This window comes from Kitasatospora sp. NPDC001175 (genome assembly GCF_053598215.1).
Genome location: NZ_JBSFJU010000041.1, coordinates 1 through 24,312 on the forward strand (window position 1 = coordinate 1; position 24,312 = coordinate 24,312).

17 protein-coding genes are annotated in these 24,312 nt (G+C 70.1%); 4 read left to right on the forward strand and 13 right to left on the reverse strand.

Features of this window, described 5'->3' with window-relative positions; all coding sequences use genetic code 11:
• Window positions 1-305 precede the first annotated feature (305 nt).
• The 9 genes from ACWDAK_RS25945 to eccD all read right to left on the reverse strand — a co-directional run bounded on the left by ACWDAK_RS25945 (window position 306) and on the right by eccD (window position 11,380).
• Window positions 306-1,991 carry a ribonuclease J gene (locus ACWDAK_RS25945; protein WP_344640461.1) on the reverse strand — a complete coding sequence of 562 codons (1,686 nt, stop codon included), beginning with the start codon at window positions 1,989-1,991 and terminating at the stop codon, window positions 306-308.
• 174 nt (window positions 1,992-2,165) lie between these two features.
• Window positions 2,166-3,065, reverse strand: a complete 900-nt coding sequence (gene dapA, locus ACWDAK_RS25950; RefSeq protein WP_344640462.1) for a 4-hydroxy-tetrahydrodipicolinate synthase — start codon at window positions 3,063-3,065, stop codon at window positions 2,166-2,168.
• Between the two features lie 270 nt (window positions 3,066-3,335).
• On the reverse strand, window positions 3,336-4,070 hold the full coding sequence (gene thyX / locus ACWDAK_RS25955; RefSeq protein ID WP_344640463.1) for an FAD-dependent thymidylate synthase: 735 nt from the start codon (window positions 4,068-4,070) through the stop codon (window positions 3,336-3,338).
• 51 nt (window positions 4,071-4,121) lie between these two features.
• Window positions 4,122-4,580 carry a tetratricopeptide repeat protein gene (locus ACWDAK_RS25960; protein ID WP_344640464.1) on the reverse strand — a complete coding sequence of 153 codons (459 nt, stop codon included), beginning with the start codon at window positions 4,578-4,580 and terminating at the stop codon, window positions 4,122-4,124.
• Window positions 4,581-4,587: 7 nt separating this feature from the next.
• Window positions 4,588-5,334 carry a 4-hydroxy-tetrahydrodipicolinate reductase gene (gene dapB / locus ACWDAK_RS25965; protein WP_344640465.1) on the reverse strand — a complete coding sequence of 249 codons (747 nt, stop codon included), beginning with the start codon at window positions 5,332-5,334 and terminating at the stop codon, window positions 4,588-4,590.
• A 14-nt stretch (window positions 5,335-5,348) separates the two neighbouring features.
• Complete coding sequence (locus ACWDAK_RS25970) at window positions 5,349-6,716, reverse strand: M16 family metallopeptidase (RefSeq protein ID WP_344640466.1); 1,368 nt, start codon at window positions 6,714-6,716, stop codon at window positions 5,349-5,351.
• A 76-nt stretch (window positions 6,717-6,792) separates the two neighbouring features.
• Window positions 6,793-9,006: a polyribonucleotide nucleotidyltransferase gene (locus ACWDAK_RS25975; RefSeq protein WP_344640467.1), complete on the reverse strand. Its 2,214-nt coding sequence runs from the start codon at window positions 9,004-9,006 to the stop codon at window positions 6,793-6,795.
• 481 nt (window positions 9,007-9,487) lie between these two features.
• Window positions 9,488-9,778 carry a 30S ribosomal protein S15 gene (rpsO, locus tag ACWDAK_RS25980; RefSeq protein WP_344640468.1) on the reverse strand — a complete coding sequence of 97 codons (291 nt, stop codon included), beginning with the start codon at window positions 9,776-9,778 and terminating at the stop codon, window positions 9,488-9,490.
• 141 nt (window positions 9,779-9,919) lie between these two features.
• The gene (gene eccD / locus ACWDAK_RS25985; protein ID WP_344640469.1) at window positions 9,920-11,380 is read right to left on the reverse strand and encodes a type VII secretion integral membrane protein EccD; all 1,461 of its coding nucleotides are present in this window, start codon (window positions 11,378-11,380) and stop codon (window positions 9,920-9,922) included.
• Between the two features lie 452 nt (window positions 11,381-11,832).
• Here eccD and eccCa point away from each other — a divergent pair, with 452 nt between their 5' ends.
• Window positions 11,833-15,786 (forward strand): type VII secretion protein EccCa, encoded by a 3,954-nt coding sequence (gene eccCa, locus ACWDAK_RS25990; protein ID WP_344640470.1) that lies wholly within the window; start codon window positions 11,833-11,835, stop codon window positions 15,784-15,786.
• Window positions 15,787-16,246: 460 nt separating this feature from the next.
• Window positions 16,247-17,659, forward strand: coding sequence for an APC family permease (locus ACWDAK_RS25995; RefSeq protein WP_344640471.1), 1,413 nt, complete (start codon window positions 16,247-16,249; stop codon window positions 17,657-17,659).
• Window positions 17,660-17,725: 66 nt separating this feature from the next.
• Here ACWDAK_RS25995 and mycP read toward each other — a convergent pair whose 3' ends face one another.
• The 4 genes from mycP to eccB all read right to left on the reverse strand — a co-directional run bounded on the left by mycP (window position 17,726) and on the right by eccB (window position 21,636).
• Window positions 17,726-19,015 (reverse strand): type VII secretion-associated serine protease mycosin, encoded by a 1,290-nt coding sequence (mycP, locus tag ACWDAK_RS26000; RefSeq protein WP_344640472.1) that lies wholly within the window; start codon window positions 19,013-19,015, stop codon window positions 17,726-17,728.
• Window positions 19,016-19,153: 138 nt separating this feature from the next.
• Window positions 19,154-19,450 (reverse strand): WXG100 family type VII secretion target, encoded by a 297-nt coding sequence (locus ACWDAK_RS26005; protein WP_344640473.1) that lies wholly within the window; start codon window positions 19,448-19,450, stop codon window positions 19,154-19,156.
• A 74-nt stretch (window positions 19,451-19,524) separates the two neighbouring features.
• Window positions 19,525-19,824 carry a WXG100 family type VII secretion target gene (locus tag ACWDAK_RS26010; protein WP_427395392.1) on the reverse strand — a complete coding sequence of 100 codons (300 nt, stop codon included), beginning with the start codon at window positions 19,822-19,824 and terminating at the stop codon, window positions 19,525-19,527.
• A 192-nt stretch (window positions 19,825-20,016) separates the two neighbouring features.
• On the reverse strand, window positions 20,017-21,636 hold the full coding sequence (gene eccB, locus ACWDAK_RS26015; protein ID WP_344640475.1) for a type VII secretion protein EccB: 1,620 nt from the start codon (window positions 21,634-21,636) through the stop codon (window positions 20,017-20,019).
• Between the two features lie 375 nt (window positions 21,637-22,011).
• On the opposite strand from eccB, the gene eccE reads away from it, so the two are divergent.
• Both eccE and ACWDAK_RS26025 read left to right on the forward strand, forming a co-directional pair.
• The gene (eccE, locus tag ACWDAK_RS26020) at window positions 22,012-23,274 is read left to right on the forward strand and encodes a type VII secretion protein EccE (protein WP_344640476.1); all 1,263 of its coding nucleotides are present in this window, start codon (window positions 22,012-22,014) and stop codon (window positions 23,272-23,274) included.
• A complete protein-coding gene (locus ACWDAK_RS26025; RefSeq protein WP_344640477.1) occupies window positions 23,274-24,041 on the forward strand; it encodes a hypothetical protein in 768 nt (255 codons plus the stop codon). Before eccE ends, ACWDAK_RS26025 begins: the two co-directional genes overlap by 1 nt.
• Window positions 24,042-24,312: the final 271 nt, after the last annotated feature.

Consider the following 24,312-nt stretch of genomic DNA (forward strand, 5'->3'; position numbering starts at 1 on the left):
GGAACGGACGCTTCCTTCGGACCGCCTTCCAGCGGAACCTCCGGGCGCTTCGTTCTTTCGTGTTTCCAGCTTATCAGATGTTTTCCGCTCCGTTTACCGGACCGAATTCCATCGGATTCGCTTTCGCCTTTCGGCGCCCCCAAACTCTATCAGAGTTTTCCGGCCCGCTTTCCGCTCTCGAATTTCGTTCGAGAACTTCCGGCGTCCCGTGGGGCAACCCGGAGAACATTACGCACCGGGCCGCCCCACGTCAAACCGAGCCGGTCGGCTCAGCCGGCCGAACCCGCCTGGACCGCCAGGGCGCCTCAGACCTCGACCACGACCGGCATGATCATCGGGCGCCGGCGGTAGTTGTCCGCCACCCACTTGCCGATGGTGCGCCGGACCAGCTGCTGGACCTGGCGGATCTCCAGCACACCGTCGTTCGCCGACTTGGTCAGCGCCTCTTCCAGCCTCGCCACGACGGGGATGAACGCGCTGTCGTCGATGCCGGAGCCGCGGGCCTGGATGGTCGGACCACTTACGATCTTGCCGTTGGTGGAGTCGACCACGACGAAAGCCGAGATGAAGCCCTCTTCACCGAGGATGCGGCGGTCCTTGAGCGAGGCCTCGGTGATGTCGCCGACCGACGAGCCGTCGACGTAGACGTAACCGGCTTGGACCTTGCCGACGATGCGCGCGACGCCGTTCTCCAGGTCGACGCAGACGCCGTCCTCGGCGATGACCGTACGCTCACGCGGCACACCGGTCGCGATACCCAGGTCGGCCGCCGCTCGCAGGTGGCGCCACTCGCCGTGGACCGGCATCAGGTTGCGCGGCCGGCAGATGTTGAAGAAGTAGAGCAGCTCGCCGGCGGAGGCGTGGCCGGACACGTGCACCTTGGCGTTGCCCTTGTGCACGACCTTGGCGCCCCACCGGGTCAGGCCGTTGATGACCCGGTACACCGCGTTCTCGTTGCCCGGGATCAGCGAGGAGGCGAGGACGACGGTGTCGCCCTGGGTGATCCGGATCTGGTGCTCGCGGTTGGCCATCCGGGAGAGCGCCGCCATCGGCTCGCCCTGCGAGCCGGTGCAGATGAGCACCACCTCGTTGTCCGGCAGGTCATCCAGGGTCTTCACGTCGACGATCAGGTTGCCCGGGACCTTCAGGTAGCCCAGGTCCCGCGCGATGCCCATGTTGCGGACCATCGAGCGGCCCACGAAGGCGACCTTGCGCTTGTACTCGTGGGCCGCGTCCAGCACCTGCTGGATGCGGTGCACGTGGCTGGCGAAGGAAGCGACGATGATGCGGCGATCGGCGTTGGCGAAGACGTTGCGCAGGGCGGCCGAGATGTCCCGCTCGTGCGGGATGAAGCCGGGGACCTCGGCGTTGGTGGAGTCCACCAACAGCAGGTCCATGCCCTCCTCGGCCAGCTTGGCGAAGGTCGGCAGGTCGGTGAGCCGGCCGTCGAGCGGCAGCTGGTCCATCTTGAAGTCACCGGTGGCGACGACCATGCCGGCGGGCGTCCGGACGGCGACCGCGAGGGCGTCCGGGATGGAGTGGTTGACGGCGATGAACTCGCAGTCGAAGGGGCCGATCCGCTCGCGCTGCCCCTCTTCGACCTCCAGCACGTACGGACGAATCCGGTGCTCGGCGAGCTTGGCCTCGATCAGCGCCAGGGTGAGCTTGGAGCCGATCAGCGGGATCTCCGGGTTCTCCCGGAGCAGGTAGGGGACGGCGCCGATGTGGTCCTCGTGCCCGTGGGTGAGGACGATGCCGTCGACCTTGTCCAGCCGGTCCCGGATGTAGCTGAAGTCCGGGAGGATCAGGTCGACACCGGGCTGCTCGTCCTCCGGGAAGAGGACACCGCAGTCGATGATCAGGATGCGGTCCCCGTGCTCGAGGACCGTCATGTTGCGGCCGATCTCACCGAGGCCGCCGAGCGGAGTGATGCGGAGGGCGCCCTCCTTCAGGGCCGGTGGCGCGCCGAGTTCGGGATGCGGGTGGCTCAAAAGACTCTCCTTACGACGCACGCCATATGCCCGGGATCCTCCCCTGAAGACATATGGCGTGCGTGCTTCGTCGGTTTCCTACATTTCAGGTCCTGGTGCCCTCGCGCCTTGGGTCCGGTCCAGCGGCGGGCCTGCGATGGGCCCGGCGAGCCGGGGCGCGCACGTCTGTGTCTGCTACAGGTGTACCCCGCCGGCGGCGAGATCCAGCCTCAGCCGGTCAATCTCCTCCGGCGTGGCGGAGACCAGCGGCAGGCGCAGCGGTCCCGCCGCGTGCCCCTGGAGGTTCAGCGCCGCCTTGCTGAGGATGACGCCCTGGGTGCGGAACATGCCGGTGAACACCGGCAGCAAGCTCTGGTGGATCGACAGCGCCTTGGCGACATCGCCGGCCTGGTAGGCGTCGATCATGGCGCGCAGCTCGCCGGCCACCACATGGCCGACCACGCTGACCACACCGACGGCGCCCACCGACAGCAGCGGCAGGTTGAGGATGTCGTCGCCGGAGTACCAGGCCAGGCCGCTGCGGGCGATGGCCCAGGAGGCGGCGGCGAGGTCGCCCTTGGCGTCCTTGTTGGCGACGATCCGCGGGTGCTCGCCGAGCCGGACCAACGTCTCGGTGCTGAGCGCGACCCCGGAGCGGCCGGGGATGTCGTACAGCATCACCGGCAGCTCGGTGGCGTCCGCGATGGTGACGCTGTGCTGGTACAGGCCCTCCTGCGGGGGCTTGCTGTAGTACGGCGTGACGACCAGCAGGCCGTGGGCGCCTGCCGCCTCGGCCTGGCGGGCGAGCTCGACGCTGTGGTGCGTGTCGTTGGTGCCGACGCCGGCGATGATGTGGGCCCGGTCCCCGACCGCCTCCACCACGGCGCGGACCAGCTGGGCCTTCTCGGCGTCGGAGGTGGTCGGCGACTCACCGGTGGTGCCGTTGAGCACGAGGCCGTCGTTGCCGGAGTCCACGAGGTGCGCGGCCAGGCGCTGTGCGCCGTCGAGGTCGAGACCGCCGTCTGCGGTGAACGGGGTCACCATCGCGGTCAGGACCCGGCCGAAGGGAGTCTGAGGGGTGGAGGTCGGAGCCATGCGTCCAAAACTACTCGTAGGCGGCCGGGGGTCTACCAGGCCGGTCCATGGTTCGGACAGATGTGCCGTTCCGCGGGGGCGGAGTGCCGCTCCGCAGGAGGGCCTGCGAACGGACGGCGGCTGGGCGGCGGGCCCTGACGTGGGACTCCGGTGCTGCTTGCTCGGGGGTTCAAGCAGCACCGGAATCCGTGGTTTTGAGCCTAGGGAGCACCCGGAAAAGCCGCAATCCGGACATGCCACCCGCCCCGCCCGTATGCCTGTCGGCCCAGGTCAGGGGGCGACTCGGCCGTGCTTCTCGAAGGCCGCATGGGTGAGCGGCATGAGCTTCGCCCACTCCGCCTCCATCTGCTCGGCGACCATCTCGATCTCGCGCTGCGGGAAGGACGGAACCGCCGAGTTCTCCCGCTTGGTGCGCAGCGAGAGGAAGTGCATCAGCGAGCGCGCGTTGCAGGTGGCGTACATCGAGGAGAACAGGCCGACCGGCAGCACCGCGCGGGCCACCTCCCGGGCGACACCGGCGTCGAGCATCTCCCGGTACGCCTGGTAGGAGGCCCGGTAGGAGGACTCCATCGCCTCGGTCGCGATCCGGTGCTGTTCCGGGCTGCCCGCAACGAACTCGTACTTGCCGGGGCGGCCCTGCTGGATCAGCTTGCGGTCCTCGCCGGGGACGTAGAAGACCGGCTGCAGCTCGCGGTAGCGACCGGACTCCTCGTTGTAGGACCAACCGCTGCGGTGACGGTGGAACTCGCGGAAGACGAAGATCGGCGCGCTGATGAAGAAGGTCATCGAGTTGTGCTCGAAGGGGGTGCCGTGGCGGTCCCGCATCAGGAAGTTGATCAGTCCCTTGGACTTCTCCGGATCCTGCTGGACCGCCTCCAGGGACTGCTCACCCGCGGTCGAGACGCGCGCCGCCCAGATCACGTCCGAGTCGGCCGCGGCACTGCGCACCAGCTCGACGGTGACATCGCTACGGAACTGCGGAGTCAGGTCCACTTCATCGCTCACGCGAAGATCCTCCAAGAAATACCGGGATGAGCCGTTTGTGACGGCGACAGCCTAGCCCGCCGTGACGGGCGCCGGAGTGGCGTGCAGCTTGATGGCGTGCTGCATGGCCTTGCGGGCGCGCGGCACGTCGCCGGCGTCCGCATAGGCGACCGCGAGCCGGAAGAAGACCCGCCAGTCCGCCGGCGAGGCCTCGGCCTCGGCCTTGCGCCTGGCGAAGACCGCGTCGGCCGAGGCCCGGTCGATCCGGCCCCCCGAGGTGCGCTTCAGCTCGTCCACCGGCAGCCCGCCCTCGGCCTCCAGCTCGCGGGCGAGCCGCTCGCTGGCCCGCCCGAAGCGGATGGTCTGGCGCAGGAACCAGACCCCGATCCCCGGGATGACGAAGGCGCAGAGGCCGATGCCGATGCCGAGCGGCTTGCCGGTGGCGATCAGCTGGACGCCCTCGCCCACGCAGATCAGGGCGACCAGGAACAGGACGCCGGAGAGCACGAAGAAACCGGTGCGCGAGGTCATCGACGGCTCACAGGTCCAGGAAGTGTTCGAGGCCGAAGGTGAGGCCCGGGTGGTCCACCACCTTGCGCACGCCGAGCAGGATGCCGGGCATGAAGCAGCTGTGGTGCAGCGAGTCGTGGCGGATGGTCAGGGTCTCGCCGGTGTCGCCGAACAGCACCTCCTGGTGGGCCAGCAGGCCGCGCAGCCGGACCGCGTGCACCGGCACCCCGTCCACGTCCGCGCCGCGCGCACCCTCAAGGCCGTGTGTGGTCGGGTCCTGCTGCGGCCCCCGGCCGGCCTTGGTGCGGGCGGCGGCGATCAGCTGCGCGGTACGGGTGGCGGTACCCGAAGGGGCGTCCGCCTTCCGGTCGTGGTGCAGCTCGACCACCTCGACCGACTCGAAGTACTTGGCCGCGACCTGCGCGAACTGCATGCCGAGGACGGCGCCGATGGAGAAGTTCGGCGCGATCAGCAGACCGGTCCGCGGGCTCTCGGCCAGCCAGCCGCGCACGGTGGCCAGCCGCTCGTCGGTCCAGCCGGTGGTGCCGGTGACCACGTGGATCCCGTTGTGCAGGCAGTATTCGAGGTTGCCCATCACCGAATCGGGGTGGGTCAGTTCGACCACGACCTGGACACCGGCGTCGGCCAGCTCGGAGAGCTCGGAGTCGCGGCCCAGGGTGGCAACCAGCTCCAGGTCGGGGGCGGCCTCGACGGCCTTGACGGCCTCCGAACCGATCCGTCCCCTGGCGCCGATCACGGCAACGCGCAGCGTCATCTTCGGTAACCCTCTCAGTGCAGCAGGTCGGCGAGCGCGGCCGCCCGCCTGTCGTTGATCGGGCCGATCAGCGCGAGCGAGGGCCGGTAGGCACCCAGCACATCACGTGCCACGTCCCGGACGTCATCCAGGGTGACCGCCGCGATCTTCGCCAGCATCTCGTCCACGGACAGGTGCTGCCCGTAGCAGAGTTCGGCCTTGCCGATCCGGTTCATCAGCGAGCCGGTGTCCTCCATGCCGAGCACGGTGGAGCCGGAGATCTGCCCGATCGCCCGGTGCAGTTCCTCGGCCGTGATGCCCTCCTCGACCACCTTGGCCAACTCGGCGCGGCAGATCTCCAGGACCTCCTCGACCCGCTTGGGCTGGCAGCCGGCGTAGATGCCGAACAGACCGCTGTCCGCGTACGAGGTGGAGTACGAGTAGACCGAGTACGCCAGGCCCCGCTTCTCCCGGACCTCCTGGAACAGCCGCGAGCTCATCCCTCCGCCGAGGGCCGCGTTGAGCACGCCCAGCGCCCAGCGGCGCTCGTCGTGGCGGGGTATGCCCGGCAGGCCGAGGACCAGGTGGGCCTGCTCGGTGGGACGGTTGAGCACCTGGATCTTCCCGGCGGTGCGCAGCGCCTTGACGGAGCGGGGCAGCTCGGCGGGGTGGCCGGTGGACCTGGCCAGCACCGGCGCGAAGGCCCGCTCGACCAACCGGACCACCTTCTTGTGGTCGAGGTTGCCGGCCGCCGCGACGACCAGGTTCTCGGGCTTGTAGCGGCGGCGGTAGAACCCGGCGATCTGGTCCCGGCTCAGCCCGGTCACGGTCTCCTGGGTGCCCAGGATCGGGCGGCCGAGCGGCGCGGAACCGTAGATGACCTTGGCGAACAGGTCGTGGACCACGTCGCCCGGGTCGTCCTCGGCCATCGCCATCTCCTCCAGGATGACGCCGCGCTCGGCCTCCACGTCCTCCTCGCGGACCAGCGAGCCGGTGACCATGTCGCAGACCACGTCGATGGCCAGCGGCAGGTCGGTGTCGAGCACCCGCGCGTAGTAGCAGGTGTTCTCCTTCGCGGTGAAGGCGTTCATCTCGCCGCCGACCGCGTCCAGGGCGGCCGAGATGTCCAGCGCGCTGCGCCGGGCGGTGCCCTTGAAGAGCAGGTGCTCCAGGTAGTGGGTGGCACCGTTGAGGACCGGGGTCTCGTCCCGGGAGCCGACGCCGACCCAGATCCCGAAGGTCGCCGAGCGGACCGTCGGCAGGGTCTCGGTGACGACCCGCAGGCCGCCGGGAAGGACGGTGCGGCGCACCGTGCCGGCGCCGTCGACGCCTCTGAGCAGGGTGCGAGTGGTGCCGGGTCGCTGCGTTGCCGCCGAGGCCTGAGCCAACGCGGGTACCTCCATGGGTGGGAACAAACAGGGTGCGGCCCGCACGCTCAAGCTGGCGTGCGGGCCGCGGGAGTCAGCTAGCTGCGAGCCGTCACTCGGACGCGGTGGCGGCCTCGCCGCCCTCCTCGCCCTCGACGACCGGGATCAGCGAGAGCTTGCCGCGCGGGTCGATCTCGGCGATCTCGACCTGCACCTTGGTGCCGACCGCGAGCACGTCCTCGACGTTCTCCACGCGCTTGCCGCCGGCCAGCTTGCGGATCTGCGAGATGTGCAGCAGACCGTCCTTGCCCGGCATCAGCGAGACGAACGCGCCGAAGGTCGTGGTCTTGACCACGGTGCCCAGGTAGCGCTCGCCGACCTCCGGCATGGTCGGGTTGGCGATCTGGTTGATCGTGGTGCGGGCGGCCTCGGCGGCCGGGCCGTCCGCGGCACCGATGTAGATGGTGCCGTCGTCCTCGATCGTGATCTCGGCGCCGGTGTCCTCCTGGATCTGGTTGATCATCTTGCCCTTGGGGCCGATGACCTCACCGATCTTGTCCACCGGGATCTTGATGGTGATGATGCGCGGGGCGTTCGGCGACATCTCGTCCGGAGTGTCGATCGCCTCGTTCATCACGTCGAGGATGTGCAGGCGGGCGTCCTTGGCCTGCTTCAGCGCGGCGGCGAGCACCGACGCCGGGATGCCGTTCAGCTTGGTGTCCAGCTGCAGGGCGGTGATGAAGTTGCGGGTACCGGCGACCTTGAAGTCCATGTCGCCGTACGCGTCCTCGGCGCCCAGGATGTCGGTCAGGGTGACGTAGTGCGTCTCACCGTCGATCTCCTGCGAGATCAGGCCCATGGCGATACCGGCGACGGCGGCCTTCAGCGGCACACCGGCGTTCAGCAGCGACATGGTGGAGGCGCAGACCGAGCCCATCGAGGTGGAGCCGTTGGAGCCGAGCGCCTCGGAGACCTGGCGGATGGCGTACGGGAACTCCTCGCGGGTCGGCAGCACGGGCAGGATCGCCCGCTCCGCCAGCGCACCGTGGCCGATCTCGCGGCGCTTGGGCGAGCCCACGCGGCCGGTCTCGCCGACCGAGTACGGCGGGAAGTTGTAGTTGTGCATGTAGCGACGGCGCGTCTCCGGGGAGAGCGTGTCGAGCTGCTGCTCCATGCGGAGCATGTTCAGGGTGGTGACACCCAGGATCTGGGTCTCGCCGCGCTCGAACAGGGCCGAGCCGTGGACCCGCGGGATCGCCTCGACCTCGGCGGCCAGGGTGCGGATGTCGGTGACACCGCGGCCGTCGATGCGGACCTTGTCCTTGATGACGCGCTCGCGGACGATCTTCTTGGTCAGCGCGTTGTAGGCGGCGCTGATCTCCTTCTCGCGGCCCTCGAACTCCGGCAGCAGCTTGTCCGCGGCGATCGCCTTGATGCGGTCGAGCTCGTTGTTGCGCTCCTGCTTGCCGGCGATGGTGAGCGCCTGGGCCAGCTCGTCCTTGACCGCGGCGGTCAGGGCGGCCAGCACGTCGTCCTGGTACTCCAGGAAGACCGGGAACTCGCCGGTCTCCTTGGCGGCCTGGGCGGCCAGCTTGGACTGCGCCTGGCAGAGCACCTTGATGAACGGCTTGGCGGCCTCCAGACCGTCGGCGACGACCTCCTCGGTCGGGGCCTCGGCGCCGTCGGCGACCAGCTTGATGGTCTTGTCGGTGGCCTCGGCCTCGACCATCATGATCGCGACGTCGCCGTCCGGCAGGACGCGACCGGCGACGACCATGTCGAAGACGGCCGACTCCAGCTCGCTGTGGGTCGGGAAGGCGACCCACTGGCCCTTGATCAGGGCGACCCGGACGCCGCCGATCGGGCCGGAGAACGGCAGACCGGCCAGCTGGGTGGAGGCGGAGGCGGCGTTGATGGCCACCACGTCGTACAGGTGGTCCGGGTTCAGCGCCATGACGGTCACGACGACCTGGACCTCGTTGCGCAGGCCCTTGACGAAGGACGGGCGCAGCGGGCGGTCGATCAGGCGGCAGGTGAGGATCGCGTCCTCGGAGGGCCGGCCCTCACGACGGAAGAACGAGCCGGGGATCCGGCCCGCGGCGTACATCCGCTCCTCGACGTCGACGGTCAGCGGGAAGAAGTCGAAGTGCTCCTTCGGCTGCTTGGACGCGCTGGTGGCCGACAGGACCATGGTGTCGTCGTCGAGGTAGGCGACGGCGGAGCCGGCGGCCTGACGGGCCAGCCGGCCGGTCTCGAAGCGGATGGTACGGGTGCCGAAGCTGCCGTTGTCGATGACGGCCTCGGCGTAGAACACGTTCTCTTCCACCTGGAAGATCTCCTCTTTCGTACGTCTCCCGAGGAGCGCCCCTCCGCTTTGCCTACCGGTGGCCCGGGCATCTGGGCCGGTCTTCGATCGAAGCCTCCGGGTCGCCGGCGCCGTCGTCTGGACGGCTCGGCACTCCCCGACGGCCACTACCGAGGACCGGCGCCTCTCGGCCTGCTGGTCGGCGGTCGCGTGTGGACGCTCCCTGGGACGCGGGCGGCTTCCGTTTGAAGCCAGCGGCCCGCTCGGTGATGTCGCACTGCCTCAATTCTCGCGGCGTCTTCGCGACACCATGAGCGGGCATGCCCTTCACCTTACAAATTCACACCCTACAGAGCCCGCCATTACCACGCGTGTGGAAAGGGACTCGTCGCAGGGAGTTCGCCCGGCGTTCGCCGTCCGTCACTGCGGAGGACGGCGGCACCGTGCGGGATGCAGCGAGGGGCGGCTCCCCGGTAGGGGGAGCCGCCCCTGCACGGCGGACTTAGCGGGCGCCGCCGGCGGCACCGCGGCGGATGCCCAGGCGGTCGACGAGCGTACGGAAACGCTCGATGTCCTTCTTGGCCAGGTACTGCAGCAGACGGCGGCGCTGGCCGACCAGGATCAGCAGACCACGGCGGGAGTGGTGGTCGTGCTTGTGGAACTTCAGGTGCTCGGTCAGGTCCGAGATGCGGCGCGAGAGCATCGCGACCTGGACCTCCGGGGAACCGGTGTCGCTCTCGTTCTGACCGAACTCGGCGATGATCTGCTTCTTGACGTCGGCGGCGAGTGCCACGGCATCTCCTTCAAGGGTTTCGCCGAGCGACCCTGGTAGACGGCACAGGATCTGACAGAACTCGGACGGGCCCAAGCGTACCAGCGCCCGCCGGCCGCCCCGACAGCGGGGCGACGGCGGGCGCGTGGCGCGGGCCTCGGATCAGCTGGTGGCGCCGCGGACCAGACCGTAGATGTCCAGCACCGCGAGGGCCAGCGGGACCAGCGAGATCAGCATCAGGCCGTCCACCATGTCCAGGACGCGGCCCCAGAACGGGGAGACGCCCAGACGCGGCACGACCAGCGCGATGGCGGTCAGCACGGCGGCCCCGAAGGCGATCGAGACGCCCAGCCAGACCGTGCGCAGGTCGGTCTGGGTGGTGGAGCCGGCGGCCCGGATGATGAACTCCGGGGTGTGCAGCGACAGGCCCAGGATCAGCAGGCCCAGGCCGGCCAGGCCGGCGATGGTGAGGGCGAAGACCTGCGCGGTGTAGCGGAACAGCCGGGCCCGCAGCATGGTCGCGATGCCGACCGCCAGCGCCAGCAGCTCGCCGTACATGGTGTCGCTGAAGCCGAGCACGGCGCAGGCGCCGACGATCACCGCGGCGCAGCCGCCGACCAGGCCGACCAGCACCTCGTGGCCCCGGCGGGCCTGGTGGGCGATCTTCTCGTACTGGACGGTCTCGGCGCGGTTCTCGTCCTCGGAGAAGTTGCGACCCCGGGTACGGGTCTGGCCGGGGGCGCTGAAGCCGACGGGCAGCCGGGCGAAGCGGGCGGACAGCGCGGGCAGCACGCCGATCGCGGCGATGGCGGCGACACCGGTGACGGCGGCGATGTGGGTGGCCGGGGTACCGGAGAGCAGCACGCCCGCGAAGGTGGCCAGGGTGCCCGCGGCGGCCAGGAAGGAGGAGGCGACGAAGACCGAGTCCTTCTCCGGCAGCAGGCCGACCAGCAGTACCGAGACCACCAGGACGGCGACGCAGCCGACCAGGAACTGGAGCCGGCCGGGACCGTCCCCCTGGTGGGCGATCGCGATGATGCCGCTGCCCGCGATCAGCGTGTGCGGGAGCGCGCCGAGGCCGAGCGCGAGCCCGGCGTCGTGGTCGTCGTAGACCCGGGCGCGGATCCCCGCGAAGGCGACCAGGACGACCGCGGTCACGCCGGACAGGATGCCCGGCAGGCTGTGCATGTCGTGGCGCAGGTCGGAGAACCAGAGCGCGAACCCGAGCAGCACCAGCAGCACGGTCGAGCCGATCAGGCCGAAAGCCCGCATCAGCTCGGGACTCCAGAAGCGGCGGTCGGCCTCGACCGCGCTGGCGATGGCGTCGGCCACGTCGTCGTAGACGGCCGGCGGCAGCGACTCGGCGAACGGGCGCAGGCTCAGCAGGTCGCCGTCGCGCACCTGCTGAGCGGCCAGCGGCAGTCCGCTGTCCAGGACCGTTCCGTCGCGGCGGACCAGGTGGAAGCCGGTCGGCGCACCGTCCGCCTGGGTCTGGCCGGAGAGCCTCAGCACCTCGGGGTAGATGTCCGCGAGCGGGACGTCCTCCGGCAGTGCGACGTCGATCCGGCTGTCCGGCGCCACCACAGTGACCCGGCAGAATCCGGTCGTTGCATTAGCGCTCACCGGCGCTCTCCCCCTTGTTGACTGGCCGTTCGTCGGCTCGGCCCGATCCTCCCGGACCGGAACTCGCGCGATCCGGATGAGACTTGGCGCGGCGTTACCCTACCGCCAGCCGGGCCGGCCCACCCACCGACCCCCGGCCGGTGGCCTGTGAAAGAAGGGTGACGGTGGATCACCCCTCTTCCTCACGACCGGACTGCCCTCGCCCCTGTGGTCGCACCGTCCGGGCAGACCAGTAGGATCGGCCCCTGCGCAAGGCGTAACGGGGGCGGATTCGCGCGACCCCGATGACGCTTGCGGTCGGCGGAGCGGGGGCGGCGTCATCGCAACACGGGGCGTCCTCACCCGTACGTATCCAGTGCGTGAGGGCTGATGCCAGTGGGCGAGCGAAGCGAGCGAACCGTTAGAAGGTGCGAGTTTCGCGAAGCGGCCGACGAGCGAAGCGAGGAGGTCGCATGAGTGTGGTTACCGTCAAGCGTCCGGCGCGGGCGTATCCGCCCGCGGTGCCGGACGAGCCGGTGGAGCTGGTGCCTCCGCCGGAGCTGCCCAGAGCGGGTGGCGAGGACTGGCTGATGTCCCTGTTGCCGTTGCTCGGCATGGGTGGGTCCGCAGCGTTCCTCTTCTCGCCCGGTGCCCAGGGGCCGCAGAAGATGATGGGTGTCCTGATGGTCGCCTCCACCGCGGGTATGGCGGTGGCCCAGATGATCAAGGCACGCAAGGGCGGCAACGCGGGCACCGCGGACGAGCGCCGCGACTACCTGAAGTACCTGCAGCAGATGCGCCGCCAGGTGCGCCGTACGGCCGAGCGCCAGCGCGGCGCCCAGCTGTTCCTGCACCCGGAGCCCGACCAGCTGTGGTCGATCGTGGCGGAGGGCCGCCGGCTGTGGGAACGCAGGCCCGGTGACCCGGACTTCGCCCAGATCAGGCTCGGCCGCGGTCCACAGCAGCTGTCCACGCCGCTGGTGGCACCGCAGACCGCGCCGCTGGACGAGTTGGAGCCGCTGGCCGCCGCTGCGATGAAGAACTTCCTCACCGCGCACGGCACTCTGCAGGACCTGCCGCTGGCGGTCTCGCTGCGCGCCTTCTACCACATCACCGTCTGCGGCGATCCGGACACCGTGTACGGCAACGTCCGGGCGATGATCGCCCAGTTGACCACCCTGCACTCGCCCGATGACCTGGTCATCGCGGTCGCCGCCGCGCCGGGCGCGGTGGAGGAGTGGGAGTGGGCGAAGTGGCTGCCGCACACCCAGCACCGCAAGGACAGCGACGGCGCGGGTTCCCGCCGCCTGATCGCGACCGGGCTCGGTGAGCTGGAGTACCTGCTGGAGAACGAGCTGGCGGGCCGCAAGGGCTTCTCCCGCGACACCGTGCCGTCTCCCGACCAGCCGCACATCGTGGTCATCATGGACGGCGCCTCGGTGCCGCCCGACTCGGCGCTGGCCGGTGCGGAGGGCGTCCAGGGCGTCACCGTGATCGAGGTCGTCCCGGGTGAACTGGACGAGCCCAGCGGACACTTGGTGATCTCTCTGACCAAGGACGAGCTGCTGCTGGAGTCCGCCTCCGGCGCCTCGTACTCCGGCAAGCCGGACACCCTGTCCTCCTGGCAGTCCGAGGCGCTGGCGCGCCAGCTGGCACCGTTCCGGGTCTCGGCCGGCGGGGACGACGGCGACCCGTCGCTGGTCAGCATGGACTTCACCGAGATGATGAGCACCGGTGACCCGGGCTCCTTCGACCCGGCCCGGCACTGGCGTCCGCGTCCGATCGCCGAGAAGCTCAAGGTCCCGCTGGGTGTCGGCCAGAACGGCGAGTACGTCTGGCTGGACATCAAGGAAGCCTCGCTGCAGGGCATGGGCCCGCACGGCATGTGCGTCGGCGCCACCGGTTCCGGCAAGTCCGAGGTGCTCCGCACCATCGTGCTGGCGCTCGCAGTGACCCACTCCTCCGAGGTCCTCAACCTGGTCCTCGCGGACTTCAAGGGTGGTGCCACCTTCGCCGGTATGGCGGAGATGCCGCACACCGCGGCCGTGATCACCAACCTCGAGGGCGAAGCCACCCTGATCGACCGCATGCGCGACGCGATCGAGGGCGAGATGAACCGCCGCCAGGAACTGCTGCGCGCGGCGGGCAACTACGCCAACATCAACGAGTACGAGCGGGCCCGTGCCGCCGGTGCGGCCCTCGACCCGCTGCCCTCGCTGCTGATGATCATCGATGAGTTCTCCGAACTCCTCACCGCGAAGCCGGACTTCATCGATCTGTTCATCCAGATCGGCCGTATCGGCCGTTCGCTGGGCATGCACATGCTGCTCGCCTCGCAGCGCCTCGAGGAGGGCAAGCTCCGCGGTCTGGACACCTTCCTCTCCTACCGTCTGGGTCTGCGCACCTTCTCGGCCGCCGAGTCGCGGGCCGCGATCGGTGTGCCGGACGCCTACCACCTGCCGCCGATCCCGGGTGTCGGTTACCTGAAGTTCGGTTCCGACGTGATGGAGCGCTTCCGCGCCGCGTACGTCTCGGGCCCCTACCGCCCGCCGGGCCAGCAGCGCACCAGCAGCGGCCAGGTGATCACCGCGCAGCCGGTGCTGTTCACCGCGGCCGAGGTGCCGATCATCGAGCCGGTGGTCGAGGAGGTCGTCGAGGAGGTCGAGGAGATCGACGACTCGCTGCTCGACACCATGCTGGACGTCTTCGTCCAGCGGATGCTCGGGCAGGGCCCGCCCGCCCACCAGGTGTGGCTGCCGCCGCTGGAGGACGCCCCCAGCATCGACGGGCTGGTGCTGCCGCTCCAGGTCACCCCCGAACGCGGGCTCACCTCCTCGGACTTCGGCAAGGTCGGCACCCTGAAGGTGCCGGTCGGCATCGTCGACAAGCCGCGCGACCAGCGCCGCGACGTGCTGGAGCAGGACTACTCGGGTGCGGCCGGTCACGGTCTGATCATCGGCGGTCCGCGCTCCGGCAAGTCCACCCTGGTCCGGACCCTGGTGGCGAGCTTCTCGGTCACCCACACCCCGATGGAGACGCAGTTCTACCTGCTGGACTTCGGTGGTGGCGGTTTCCAGAGCCTGGAGGGCCTGCCGCACGTCGGTGGCGTCGCCGGGCGACTGGACGTCGACAAGGTGCGCCGCATGGTCAGCGAGGTGCACGGCGTCCTCAACCACCGTGAGGAGCTGTTCCGCGCGGCCGGGATCGACACCGTCGGCACGTTCCGGTCCAGGCGGGCCAATGGCCAGCTGCCGGACGAGCTGCACGGCGACGTCTTTCTGATCATCGACGGCTGGCTCACCTTCAAGCAGGAGTTCGAGGCGCTGGAGCCGGTCATCTCCGACATCGCCGCGCGCGGTCTCGGCTACGGCGTCCACGTCATCGTGACCGCCTCCCGGTACGCCGAGGTCCGCCCGGCACTCAAGGACCTGCTGCAGAACCGCACCGAGCTGAAGCTCGGTGACTCGATGGAGTCGGAGATCGACCGCAAGGTCGCGGTGAACGTCCCGGCGAACTCGCCCGGCCGAGGCCTCACCGCGGACAAGCTGCACTTCCTGGCCGGCCTGCCGCGCCTGGACGGCAAGTCCACCATCGACGACCTCGGCGACGGCCTGGCCGGCCTGGTCGAGGCGGTCAACGGGGCCTGGACCGGGCCGCGCGCGCCGCAGGTGCGCATGCTGCCCGCAGTGCTCGACGGGAACTCGCTGCCCAAGGGCTTCGAGCACCCCGAACTCGGTGTCGCCTTCGCCGTCGACGAGACCGAACTCGCGCCGGTCTTCCTCAACTTCGAGACCGACCCGATGTTCGTGGTCTTCGGTGAGAGCGAGTCCGGCAAGTCCGCGGTGCTGCGCATGCTGATCAAGCAGATCACCGAGCGCTACACCCCGGACCAGGCCGGCATCGTGATCGGCGACTTCCGCCGCTCGCTGCTGGGCGTGGTGCCGCCGGAGTACCTGGTCGAGTACGCGGCGGCCGCGCCCGCCATGTCCTCGATCGTGGAGATGCTCCGCGGAGCCTGCGCCCGCCGTCTGCCGGGACCGGACGTCACGCCCGAGCAGCTGCGCAACCGCAGCTGGTACAGCGGCAAGGACATGTTCGTGATCGTGGACGACTACGAGCTGGTCGCCACCCAGTCGGGCAACCCGATGGCGCCGCTGGGCGAGTTCCTGCCGTTCGCCCGCGACATCGGTCTGCGCATCATCATCGCGCGCAGCGCCGGTGGTGCCGGCAGGTCGCTCTTCGAGCCGATCATGCAGCGGATGCGCGAGCTGGGCGGCCAGGGCCTGCTGCTCTCCGGTGACAAGAACGAGGGTGCGCTGCTCGGCACGGCCAAGCCGCAGCCGCTGCCGCCGGGCCGTGGCATCTACGTCACCCGCCGGATGACGGCGGGCCAGACCGTCCAGGTCGGCTGGACGCCCGCGCCGTAACAGCGGGCAGTGTCGTAGCACCGAGTGACGAACAGAGGCCGGGTCCGGTGACGGACCCGGCCTCTGCCGTCCCAGGTGCTGAAACGTTATCGAGTTTCTTGCATGACTTTGCTGCGGTTCTCGTTGCGGGAGCGGGCGGCGCGGGGGCCTGGCGGGGCGCCTGGGCCAGCAGCGGCCCACCCAGCAGGAAGCCTTGGATTCACGGGCGGCAATCTGCGTTCACCTTTGATTCAAATACGTCATGGCGAAGGTAACAAATAGGACATGCTCGGTGATCGCCCCGCGCAGCCATAGGATCCCCTGTCCGGCCCGCTTCGGCCTGCGGATTCCGAAGCAGTTCGGCCGTTGACGCGATCTATACGCCCCTGTTCCATGGCTCCGGGAGCGACCGGGACCGACACCAGCCACTGGAGGCGATAGCGCTCCCTCCCCACGACCTCACGAGCCGATCGGAACGCCCATGACCGACACGCTTCGCCCGCCACTCGCCGCAGCCCCCACCACGGCGGCTGAGAGCCTCGACGGAGCGCCGACGAAGCTCAGCCGTTCGCTCGGTGTCGTGGGCGGGACCCTGCTCACGCTCTCCTGCGTGACCCCGGCGTCCTCGCTGTTCGTGATCGTGCCGAGCCTCTTCAACAGCCTCGGCACCGCCACCGCGCTGACCATCGGCATCGGAGCGCTCATCTGCGTAGCGGTGGCGTTCTGCTACTCCGAGCTCGGCACCCTGGTCCCGAGCGCCGGCGGCGAGTACGCGATGGTCGGCACCCTCGCGGGCCGGTTCACCGGGTGGCTGGTGTTCATCCAGTCCCTGATCGTGGTGATGATCGTGCCCTCGGTCATCGCCCTCGGTACCGCCGACTACCTGGCCCCGATCGTGCACATCGACCCGGCGGTCGCCGGCGCCGGCGTGATGCTGGCCGCCACCGTCGCCGGCCTGCTCGACCTGCGGGCCAACGCCTGGATCACCGGCATCTTCCTGGTCCTCGAGGTGATCGCCGCCGCCGTGGTCTCCTTCCTGGGCTTCGCACACACCGAGCGCGGCCTGGGCAGCCTGCTGCACGGCGTGTCCGCCGACGCGAGCGGTGCCACCAGCCCGGTCGGCATGGCCGCGATCCTGGCCGCGATGGGCACCGCCCTGTTCGTCACCCAGGGCTTCAGCACCGCGATCTACCTCTCCGAGGAGCTGGAGGACCCGCGCCGCAACGTCGCCCGCACCGTGCTGTGGACGCTCGCGCTCTCGGTCGTGGTGATCATGGTCCCGGTCGTCGCCATCACCATGGGCGCCCCCGACCTGGCCACGCTGACCGCCGGCGACATCTCCGGCATGGTGGTCGGCTGGAGCAACTCCGCCCTCGGCACCTTCATCAGCCTCTGCATCGCGCTGGCCATCATCAACGCCGGCATCGTGATGGTCATCCAGAACTCCCGGGTGCTCTTCGCCTCCGGCCGCGACCGGGCCTGGCCCGAGTCCGTCAACCGGGCCTTCGGCACCCTGAACCGCTTCAGCGCGCCGTGGGTCTCCACGCTGGCCGTCGGCGTCCCCGGCGCGGTGCTCTGCTTCGTGCCGAACACCCTGCTGACCAACATCACCGGTGTCGCGGTCGCCGCGCTCTACCTGCTGGTCGCCGTCGCCGCCCTGTTCTCCCGCCGTGCACAGCACAAGGACGCCCCGGCCTGGCGCCAGCCGCTCTGGCCGGTGCTGCCGGTCCTGCTGATCGCGGCGCTCGGCTACGTGCTGACCCAGCTGGACGTCACCGCGCTGCTGTGGACCGGCGCCATCACCGTCGCCGCCTCGCTGTACTGGGTCTGCTACCTCCGCCCCCGCCAGGACACCCACTGGGTGATCACCCTGCCCGAGGACGAGCGGGTCTGAGCACCGGGACGGCCGCGGGCCCGGCTCCCCACCCGGGGGGCCGGGCCCGCGGCCGTCCTTTGGATGTCAGCCCTCGTTGCGGCGCCTGCGGTCCCGGACCACGATCGCGCTGCCTGCCAGCCCGGCGACCAGCAGCGCGCCCACGCCCACCGCATAGGTGCCGGTCCGGCTGTCCTTCTGCGCCTGGGTCTCCCCGAGGCCGAGCGGCTGCGCGACGATCTTCGTGGTGTCCAGCTGCACCGGCTTGTCGGGAACCGGGTCCTCCTCGGGCGGGGCGTCGCTGCTGACGGCCTTCACCGGGTCGACCACGCCCCAGCCGATGAACCGGTTGGCACCGGGCCCGGTGCGCTGCGCGGTCTGCTCGATCCGGGCCCGGATCTGCGCGGCCGTCCACTTCGGGTACTTCGCCTTCAGCAGCGCGGCCACCCCCGCCACGTAGGGGGCGGAGAAGCTGGTGCCGTTGTCCACGCACTGACCGTGTCCGGGAACGGTGGAGAGCATCTCCACGCCCGGCGCCGCGATCTTCACGAAGTCCCCGTACTGCGAGAACGAGGCGCGCTCGTTGTTGCGGTCCGAGGCGCCGACCGCCAGCACGGTGTCGAAGGCCGCCGGGTAGGTGGGCCCCTCCCGCCCGTCGTTCCCGGAGGAGGCGACCACGACGATGCCCTGGTCGTCGGCCTGCTTGAGGACGGCCTTGAGGTCATCCTTCTGGGGGAAGTTGCCGCTGTCGTCGGTCGCCCGGACATCCTGCGAGATGTTGATGACGTCGACGTTGGCCTTGATCGCATCCTTGACCGCGTCGATCAGAGTCGACACGTCACCGCTGCCCTGGCTGTCGTTCTGCCGGATCGCGTAGATCCTGGCGTCCGGCGCCAGTCCGACGAAACCCGTCGCCGAGTACGGCTTGGCCGCGATGATCCCCGCCACCTTGGTGCCGTGGCCGACCGTGTCATCGGTGCTCTTGCCGTCGACCTGCTTGCCGTCCTTGTCCTTCAGGAGCGACGGGCCGGCATCCACCTTGCCGTCCAGCTGCGGGTTCCTGTTGTCCACCCCGGTGTCGATCACCGCGACTTCGACCGGGGTCTTGCCATCGGGCTTGAGACCCCGCTCCTTGCCGCCGTTCCAGAGCTGGTCGAGCAGCACCCGCTGGAGCGCCCACGGCACGCCCTGGACGTCCGCGGCCGGGTTGCCGCACTCGCCGGACGCCGCGATCCCCAGCGGCGACCAGCGCAGGGCCGCGGAGTCACTCGGATCCGGCGAGGGCTGCGCCGCGTACGCGGGCACACTCGCCAGGGTCCCGATCACCCCCAGTGCGACCAGTCCCGCGGCAGCCCTGCGGTAGGTACCCAACGACACCTGTCTTCCCCTCTGATCCACCCGATGTCGTGCGCGCGGTCGCCCGCGCGCCAGGGCCTTGAACAGGCCCAGGGCGGGCGCCCGTCCGGACACCCGCCCCATGTGCACTACTGCCGTACCCCGGTGCAGGGCCCCGGCTCAGCCGCCCCAGATCGCCTGGTTGCGCTGCTCGGTCGACTGGTAGCTCTGCGCGGCGTTGTCCAGCGAGGTGGCGATCTGGCCCAGGGCCTGCTGCAGGTCAGCGGCCTTGGTGTCCCACTCGCGCTGGCGGGCCTGGTAGCCCTCCTGCGCCGCGCCCGCCCAGCTGCTGGCGATCCGGGTGACGCCGGCCTTCAGCTCGTCCAGCTGCGACTGGATGCGCGCAGCGGTCTGGCGGACCTCCTGGCTGGCGTTCTGGATGGTGGAGAAATTAACGAGAATGCTCGCGTCGGACACGGTGTCTCCTTCTGGATGGAATCGCGGCGGCCGTCACAGCGGCCGATGAGTTACGGGCGTTTCGGCGCCGTGGCTCAGAACGAGCCCCTCATCGACGACTGCTGCTCCTGCTCGGTCTGCGAGTACGCCTTGGTCGTGGCCTCGATCGCCTGCTTGATCTCGTCGAGCACCTTGTTCAGCGCGGTCGCGTCGTCGTTGAAACGGTGCTGCAGCTGCTTGTAGGCCTCAGCAGCCTGGCCCTTCCAGCCGGCCTGGATCTCGTCGACGAGCGTGTTGAGCCGACCGATCTCCCCCTGGACCTGGGCGTTCACCTCACCGATCCGGTTGGCGAAAGCCGTCATTTCTTCAGCGGTCGTCGTGAACTGACCAGACATGGTCCACCGTCCCCCATGAGAACAGACATCCTGACTGACAGCCCTGGCACGGACCATCCGTCAAACATCACGGTGTGATGTCCTGAAGCACTGTAGTCGCCATCCGCAAGTCACCCAACACCGGGAGTGCGGCAGTTACGAGATGATGACACTGCGCCAGCTGTTCGACTGACGCAGTGTCATAACGGTGTATCAGGCGTTCTGCGCCTGGAGCGCGGCACTGGTGTTGAGCACCGGCCCGGCCGGGACCAGGTCGGACCACGCGCGCGGGACCAGGGTCGGCTGCACCTTGTCGTAGCCCAGCCGGGCCTGCGCCTCGTTGCCCTGCTGCTGCGCCGCACCGCCCTGCGGGTCGGCGGGCGCGCTCGTCGCCGGCGGCGCCCCCTTGGCGTTGGGGCCGTCGTTGTTGCTCGGCACCGAGTAGCGCAGACCGGTCTCGGTGATCAGGAAGTTGCTGCCCGAGCTGTCACCGCCGCCCTTGCCGTCCACCGCGCGGAACAGCAGGCCGTGGCCCGGCGAGACGTGCGCACTGGCGGAGCCGCTGCTGACCTGGGCGGGGTACTCGGTGTGGGCCCAGACCGAACGCTTGACGTTCTTGTCGCTGTCCCAGCCCTCGAAGGTGCTGCAGAGCACCGTACGGGCCCCCTTGCCGTCGTTGACCGCGTGCTCGGCGGGCTTCTCCTTCGGCATGTCCTTGGGGTCGTCGTCCATCATCTTGGTGACGACGCTGTCCTTGAGGCTCGCGTAGTCGTTCGGCGAGAGCTCGGCGAACTTCGGCGTCGTACCCGAGGGGTAGGCGTCCTTCAACGCCCGGCTGTTGCGCATCAGTTCGGCCTGGAAGGCGGAGATCTGGTAGAGGTTCTGTGCGCCCACCACGTAGTAGGTCTTGTCCTGGAACGACAGCAGCCGTCCGACCTTCCGCTCGCTCTGCTGCGTGATGTTCACGGTGGAATGCGCACCGATGTTGTTGCCGGAGGGCATGGTGGGGAACTTGATGGGCGCCCCGTCCCCCAGGGTGGCCAGCCACTCCTTGGAGACCTGCTCCCGCGTGGCGTCGCTGCCGAACAGCGCCGCCTCCATCGCGTGGCGGTCGATCGGATCGGTGCTGTTGTCACCGAGCGCGTGCTTCATGCCCGCCTGGTCGATCAGGTACTCGCTGGCCGGCAGGTCCTTGTTGTTGATGTCCTGCGCACCGTCCTGCGGGCCCTGCACGAACAGCCACTGACCACTGCCCAGCACCAGGTCCGGCCGCTGCAGCATCTTCTTCTCGCTGTCGGCCGCGACGAACACCGACTGGTTGATGGTCGCCTGCTGCCCGCCCACTCCCGGCCGGTCGCAGACCGACCAGAGCTTCGCCTGCGAAGCGTCGTCCGAGGTGGGCAGCCGGTCCGGGGCGTACGGGATGCCGATGGTCGCGCCGTGGTTCTTGTACGCGTCCAGCGCCGAGTCCACCACCGGCACGACCTTGGCCCCGGCCGGCAGCACCAGCCTGGCCGAAGCCATGTTCAGCACCTGGTGCAGGTACTTCTCGTTGGTCTTGGGGTCGACCAGCACCACGTAGCGGGTGGTGGAGTCCTTGCCCTGGATGATGCTCTTGCCGTCGTCCCAACCCTTGGGCGCGGTGGGCTTGATGACGCCCCACATCCCGAAGCCGGCCACCACGACGGCCGCCACCACGATGCTCGGCAGCACGGCCCGCACCGGACGCGGGGCGTCCTCGTCACTGCCGCCACCCCCCGGCTGCAGGAAGGCGCCGACCATGCGCTTGCGCGCGAAGGTATAGGCGTTGAGTTCGTCGCGGCGTGATGCCATCTTGTCGTCTCCCCTGTTCGACCGACAGCCGGACTGGCCCGACAGCCTCGGCCCGGCACCTGTGCGTACGTCAGCACGATTGGTCCATGCGCGAGTCTGCCACCCGGCGGGCACGAGGTGCAGCGAACCCTCTACGATGCAAAGCCTCTACGATGCGGCAGCAGACGGTGAGTACGGTACGGGTCCGGTGTGCCGACCAGCCAACCGGGCCGTGATATCTGATCAGAGAGGTTCACGCGGGGGATGCCAAGCCAGACCGCTCCAGAGCGACGCAGCACATCGCACGGCAGGAGCAACGGCGGCCGACGGAACGGGGGCAGGGGGACGCGCCGCTCGACACCGGCGCGGTCCGGGGGCGGCACCGCCCCGATCGCGGTGAAGGTCCACCCGCGTCCCGGCCTGCTCGGAACCCGTCTGCGCCTGCAGCAGCTCGTTCTCATCGAGGTCGCCGCCGCGCTGGTCGCGGTCGGCTGGACCATCAGCAAGGCGATGGCCGGGGTGTTCGCGGTGCCCGCGGTGCTGCTGGTGGTCGTCGCACTGCTGCCGCTGGGCGGCCGTGTCCTGCCCGAGGGACTGCAGGTGCGGATGGGCTACGGCGCCCGCCGCAAGCAGGCCCAGCTCAACGTGCCTCCGCCGGGCACCGACCCGGCGCTGGCGCCCGCGCTCGAGGTCGAGCCGGCACTGCGCACCTACACCCACGCCACCGAGGCCGACCTCGGCGGCGGCCGCCCGCTGCGGCGCGAGACCGGAATGGTCGGCGACGGCACCTTCCTGACCTCCATCCTGCTGGTGCAGTCCAAGGACCAGCCGCTGCGGCCCGCCCGCACCACCCTGCCGCTGCCGCTGGACGTGATCTGCTCGGCGCTCCAGGTGGACGACATCGCCCTGGAGTCGGTCCAGCTGGTCCAGCACACCCAGCCCGCGCCCGCCCCGCACCTGCCCGAGCAGTCGCTCGCCGCCCGCGCCTACCACCAGCTGCAGGACGGCCTCAGCACCCCGGGCCTGCGGCTCACCTGGGTCGCACTGAAGCTCGACCCCGAGGCGGCGGCCACCGCCGTACTGGCCCGCGGCGGCGGCGAGGAGGGCGCCCGCAAGGCACTCCAGCGGGTGACCGACCAGCTGGCCGGACGGCTCAACGGCGCCGGTTTCACCGCCACCGTGCTGGACGAGCGCGAGCTGATCGCCGCGCTGGCCATCTCGATCTGCGCCAACCCGATCGCGGTGGCGGGCCGTCAGGGCACCGGCGGCGGTGGCGGAAGCAGCCGCCGGACCCAGGAGAGCCGCAAGTTCTGGCGGATCGACGACCGCTGGCACAGCACGTACTGGATCTCCAAGTGGCCGCAGCTCAGCCGCCCCGGTGGCACCCCCGGCCGGATCGCCGCCCCCGACCTGGTCAACCTGGTCACCGGCACCCCCGCGCTGGCGAGCACCTTCAGCCTCACCGCGAGGCGGGGCACCGGCGGTTCGGTCGGCATCAGCGGGCACGTCCGGGTGACCGGGCGCAGCGAGAGCGAGGTCACCCAGATCGGGCGGCTCGTCGAGACCCGCGCACAGAGTGCCGGTGTCGGCCTGACCCGGCTCGACCAGGAGCAGGCGCCCGGTCTGCTCGCCACGCTGCCCCTGGGAGGGACTTCCTGATGGCCTATCAGACCTACCCCGCCCAGCCGGCCGATTCAGAGGCCGACCGCACCCGCAGCGCGCTGCGGATCCGGCCGGGCTTCGGCCTGCGCGGCCCGCGCCGTGAGCAGCACGTCCTCGCTCCCGAGGACCTCTCCGCACTCTCCTTCCCGGTCGGCGACGACGGTGTGGTCATCGGCGTCGACGCGCAGCAGCAGCCCGCCGTGCTGGGGCTGTTCCGGCCGACCCCGTACGAGGTGGTGCTGGTCGGCGGCATGTGGACGGCGCAGATCATCGCGCTGCGGGCCGCCGCCACCGGTGCCCGGGTCGCCGTGGAGACCGGACGCCCGCAGGCCTGGGGGCCGCTGGCTCAGGCTGCCGGCGGCGGCCAGCCCTGTGTGACGGTGCATCACGTCGGGCGCCTCGGCGCCCAGGGTGCCTCGGTCACCTCACCGGTGCTGGTGGTCCGCGACCTTGGTGCCCGGCCGCCGCGCAGCCGGCTGTCCGCCACCCCGTGGCAGACCACCCTCACCCTGCTGCCCTACCTGGGACCGAACGCAGCCCGGGTGCTCAACTCCGCCGACCTGGTCGGCCTCCAGCGGATCTCGCCGCAGGAGGCCGAGGTCGTCGCGCGGGTCCTCTCGCTCGGCGAGCAGGACGTGACGTCGCTGCCGACGCTGCCCGACAACATCACGCTCTGGGCGACCAGGATGCGGCAGCAGTTCGTGATGACCAACCCGGTCGAGTCGGAGGGCCAGTTGCTGGGCGGCCCGCGGCGAATGGACTGAGCGGAGCGCCGTGGGGGCGCGGGGAACCGCGCGAGGCGGAGGAATCCAGGCCCGCACCGAGCGCGGTCGGCAGGTCGCAGTGCCCACGGGGGCCATCGGGGTGCGACCGGGCCGGCCGCCCGGGGCCGCCCGACGCGGAATCCTTCCGTCGTACGTGGCTCCCCTCGCCCCCACGGCCCGCCAGTCAACGAAGTGCCTCCAGGGGGAGGAGGTGAACAGCCGGTGAGATTCACTCCAAAGGCGGTTGTCAACGCCCCTCGAAGCCCTGGTG

What these genes read in the sequence shown, in the direction of transcription:
- dapA (WP_344640462.1), bottom strand. Translation starts at nt 3,065, where the DNA reads ATGGCTCCGACCTCCACCCCTCAGACTCCCTTCGGCCGGGTCCTGACC.
- ACWDAK_RS25960 (WP_344640464.1), bottom strand. Translation starts at nt 4,580, where the DNA reads ATGACCTCGCGCACCGGTTTCTTCGTGCTCTCCGGCGTCCTGTTCCTG.
- dapB (WP_344640465.1), bottom strand. Translation starts at nt 5,334, where the DNA reads ATGACGCTGCGCGTTGCCGTGATCGGCGCCAGGGGACGGATCGGTTCG.
- ACWDAK_RS25970 (WP_344640466.1), bottom strand. Translation starts at nt 6,716, where the DNA reads ATGGAGGTACCCGCGTTGGCTCAGGCCTCGGCGGCAACGCAGCGACCC.
- eccCa (WP_344640470.1), top strand. Translation starts at nt 11,833, where the DNA reads ATGAGTGTGGTTACCGTCAAGCGTCCGGCGCGGGCGTATCCGCCCGCG.
- ACWDAK_RS25995 (WP_344640471.1), top strand. Translation starts at nt 16,247, where the DNA reads ATGACCGACACGCTTCGCCCGCCACTCGCCGCAGCCCCCACCACGGCG.
- ACWDAK_RS26010 (WP_427395392.1), bottom strand. Translation starts at nt 19,824, where the DNA reads ATGTCTGGTCAGTTCACGACGACCGCTGAAGAAATGACGGCTTTCGCC.
- eccB (WP_344640475.1), bottom strand. Translation starts at nt 21,636, where the DNA reads ATGGCATCACGCCGCGACGAACTCAACGCCTATACCTTCGCGCGCAAG.
- ACWDAK_RS26025 (WP_344640477.1), top strand. Translation starts at nt 23,274, where the DNA reads ATGGCCTATCAGACCTACCCCGCCCAGCCGGCCGATTCAGAGGCCGAC.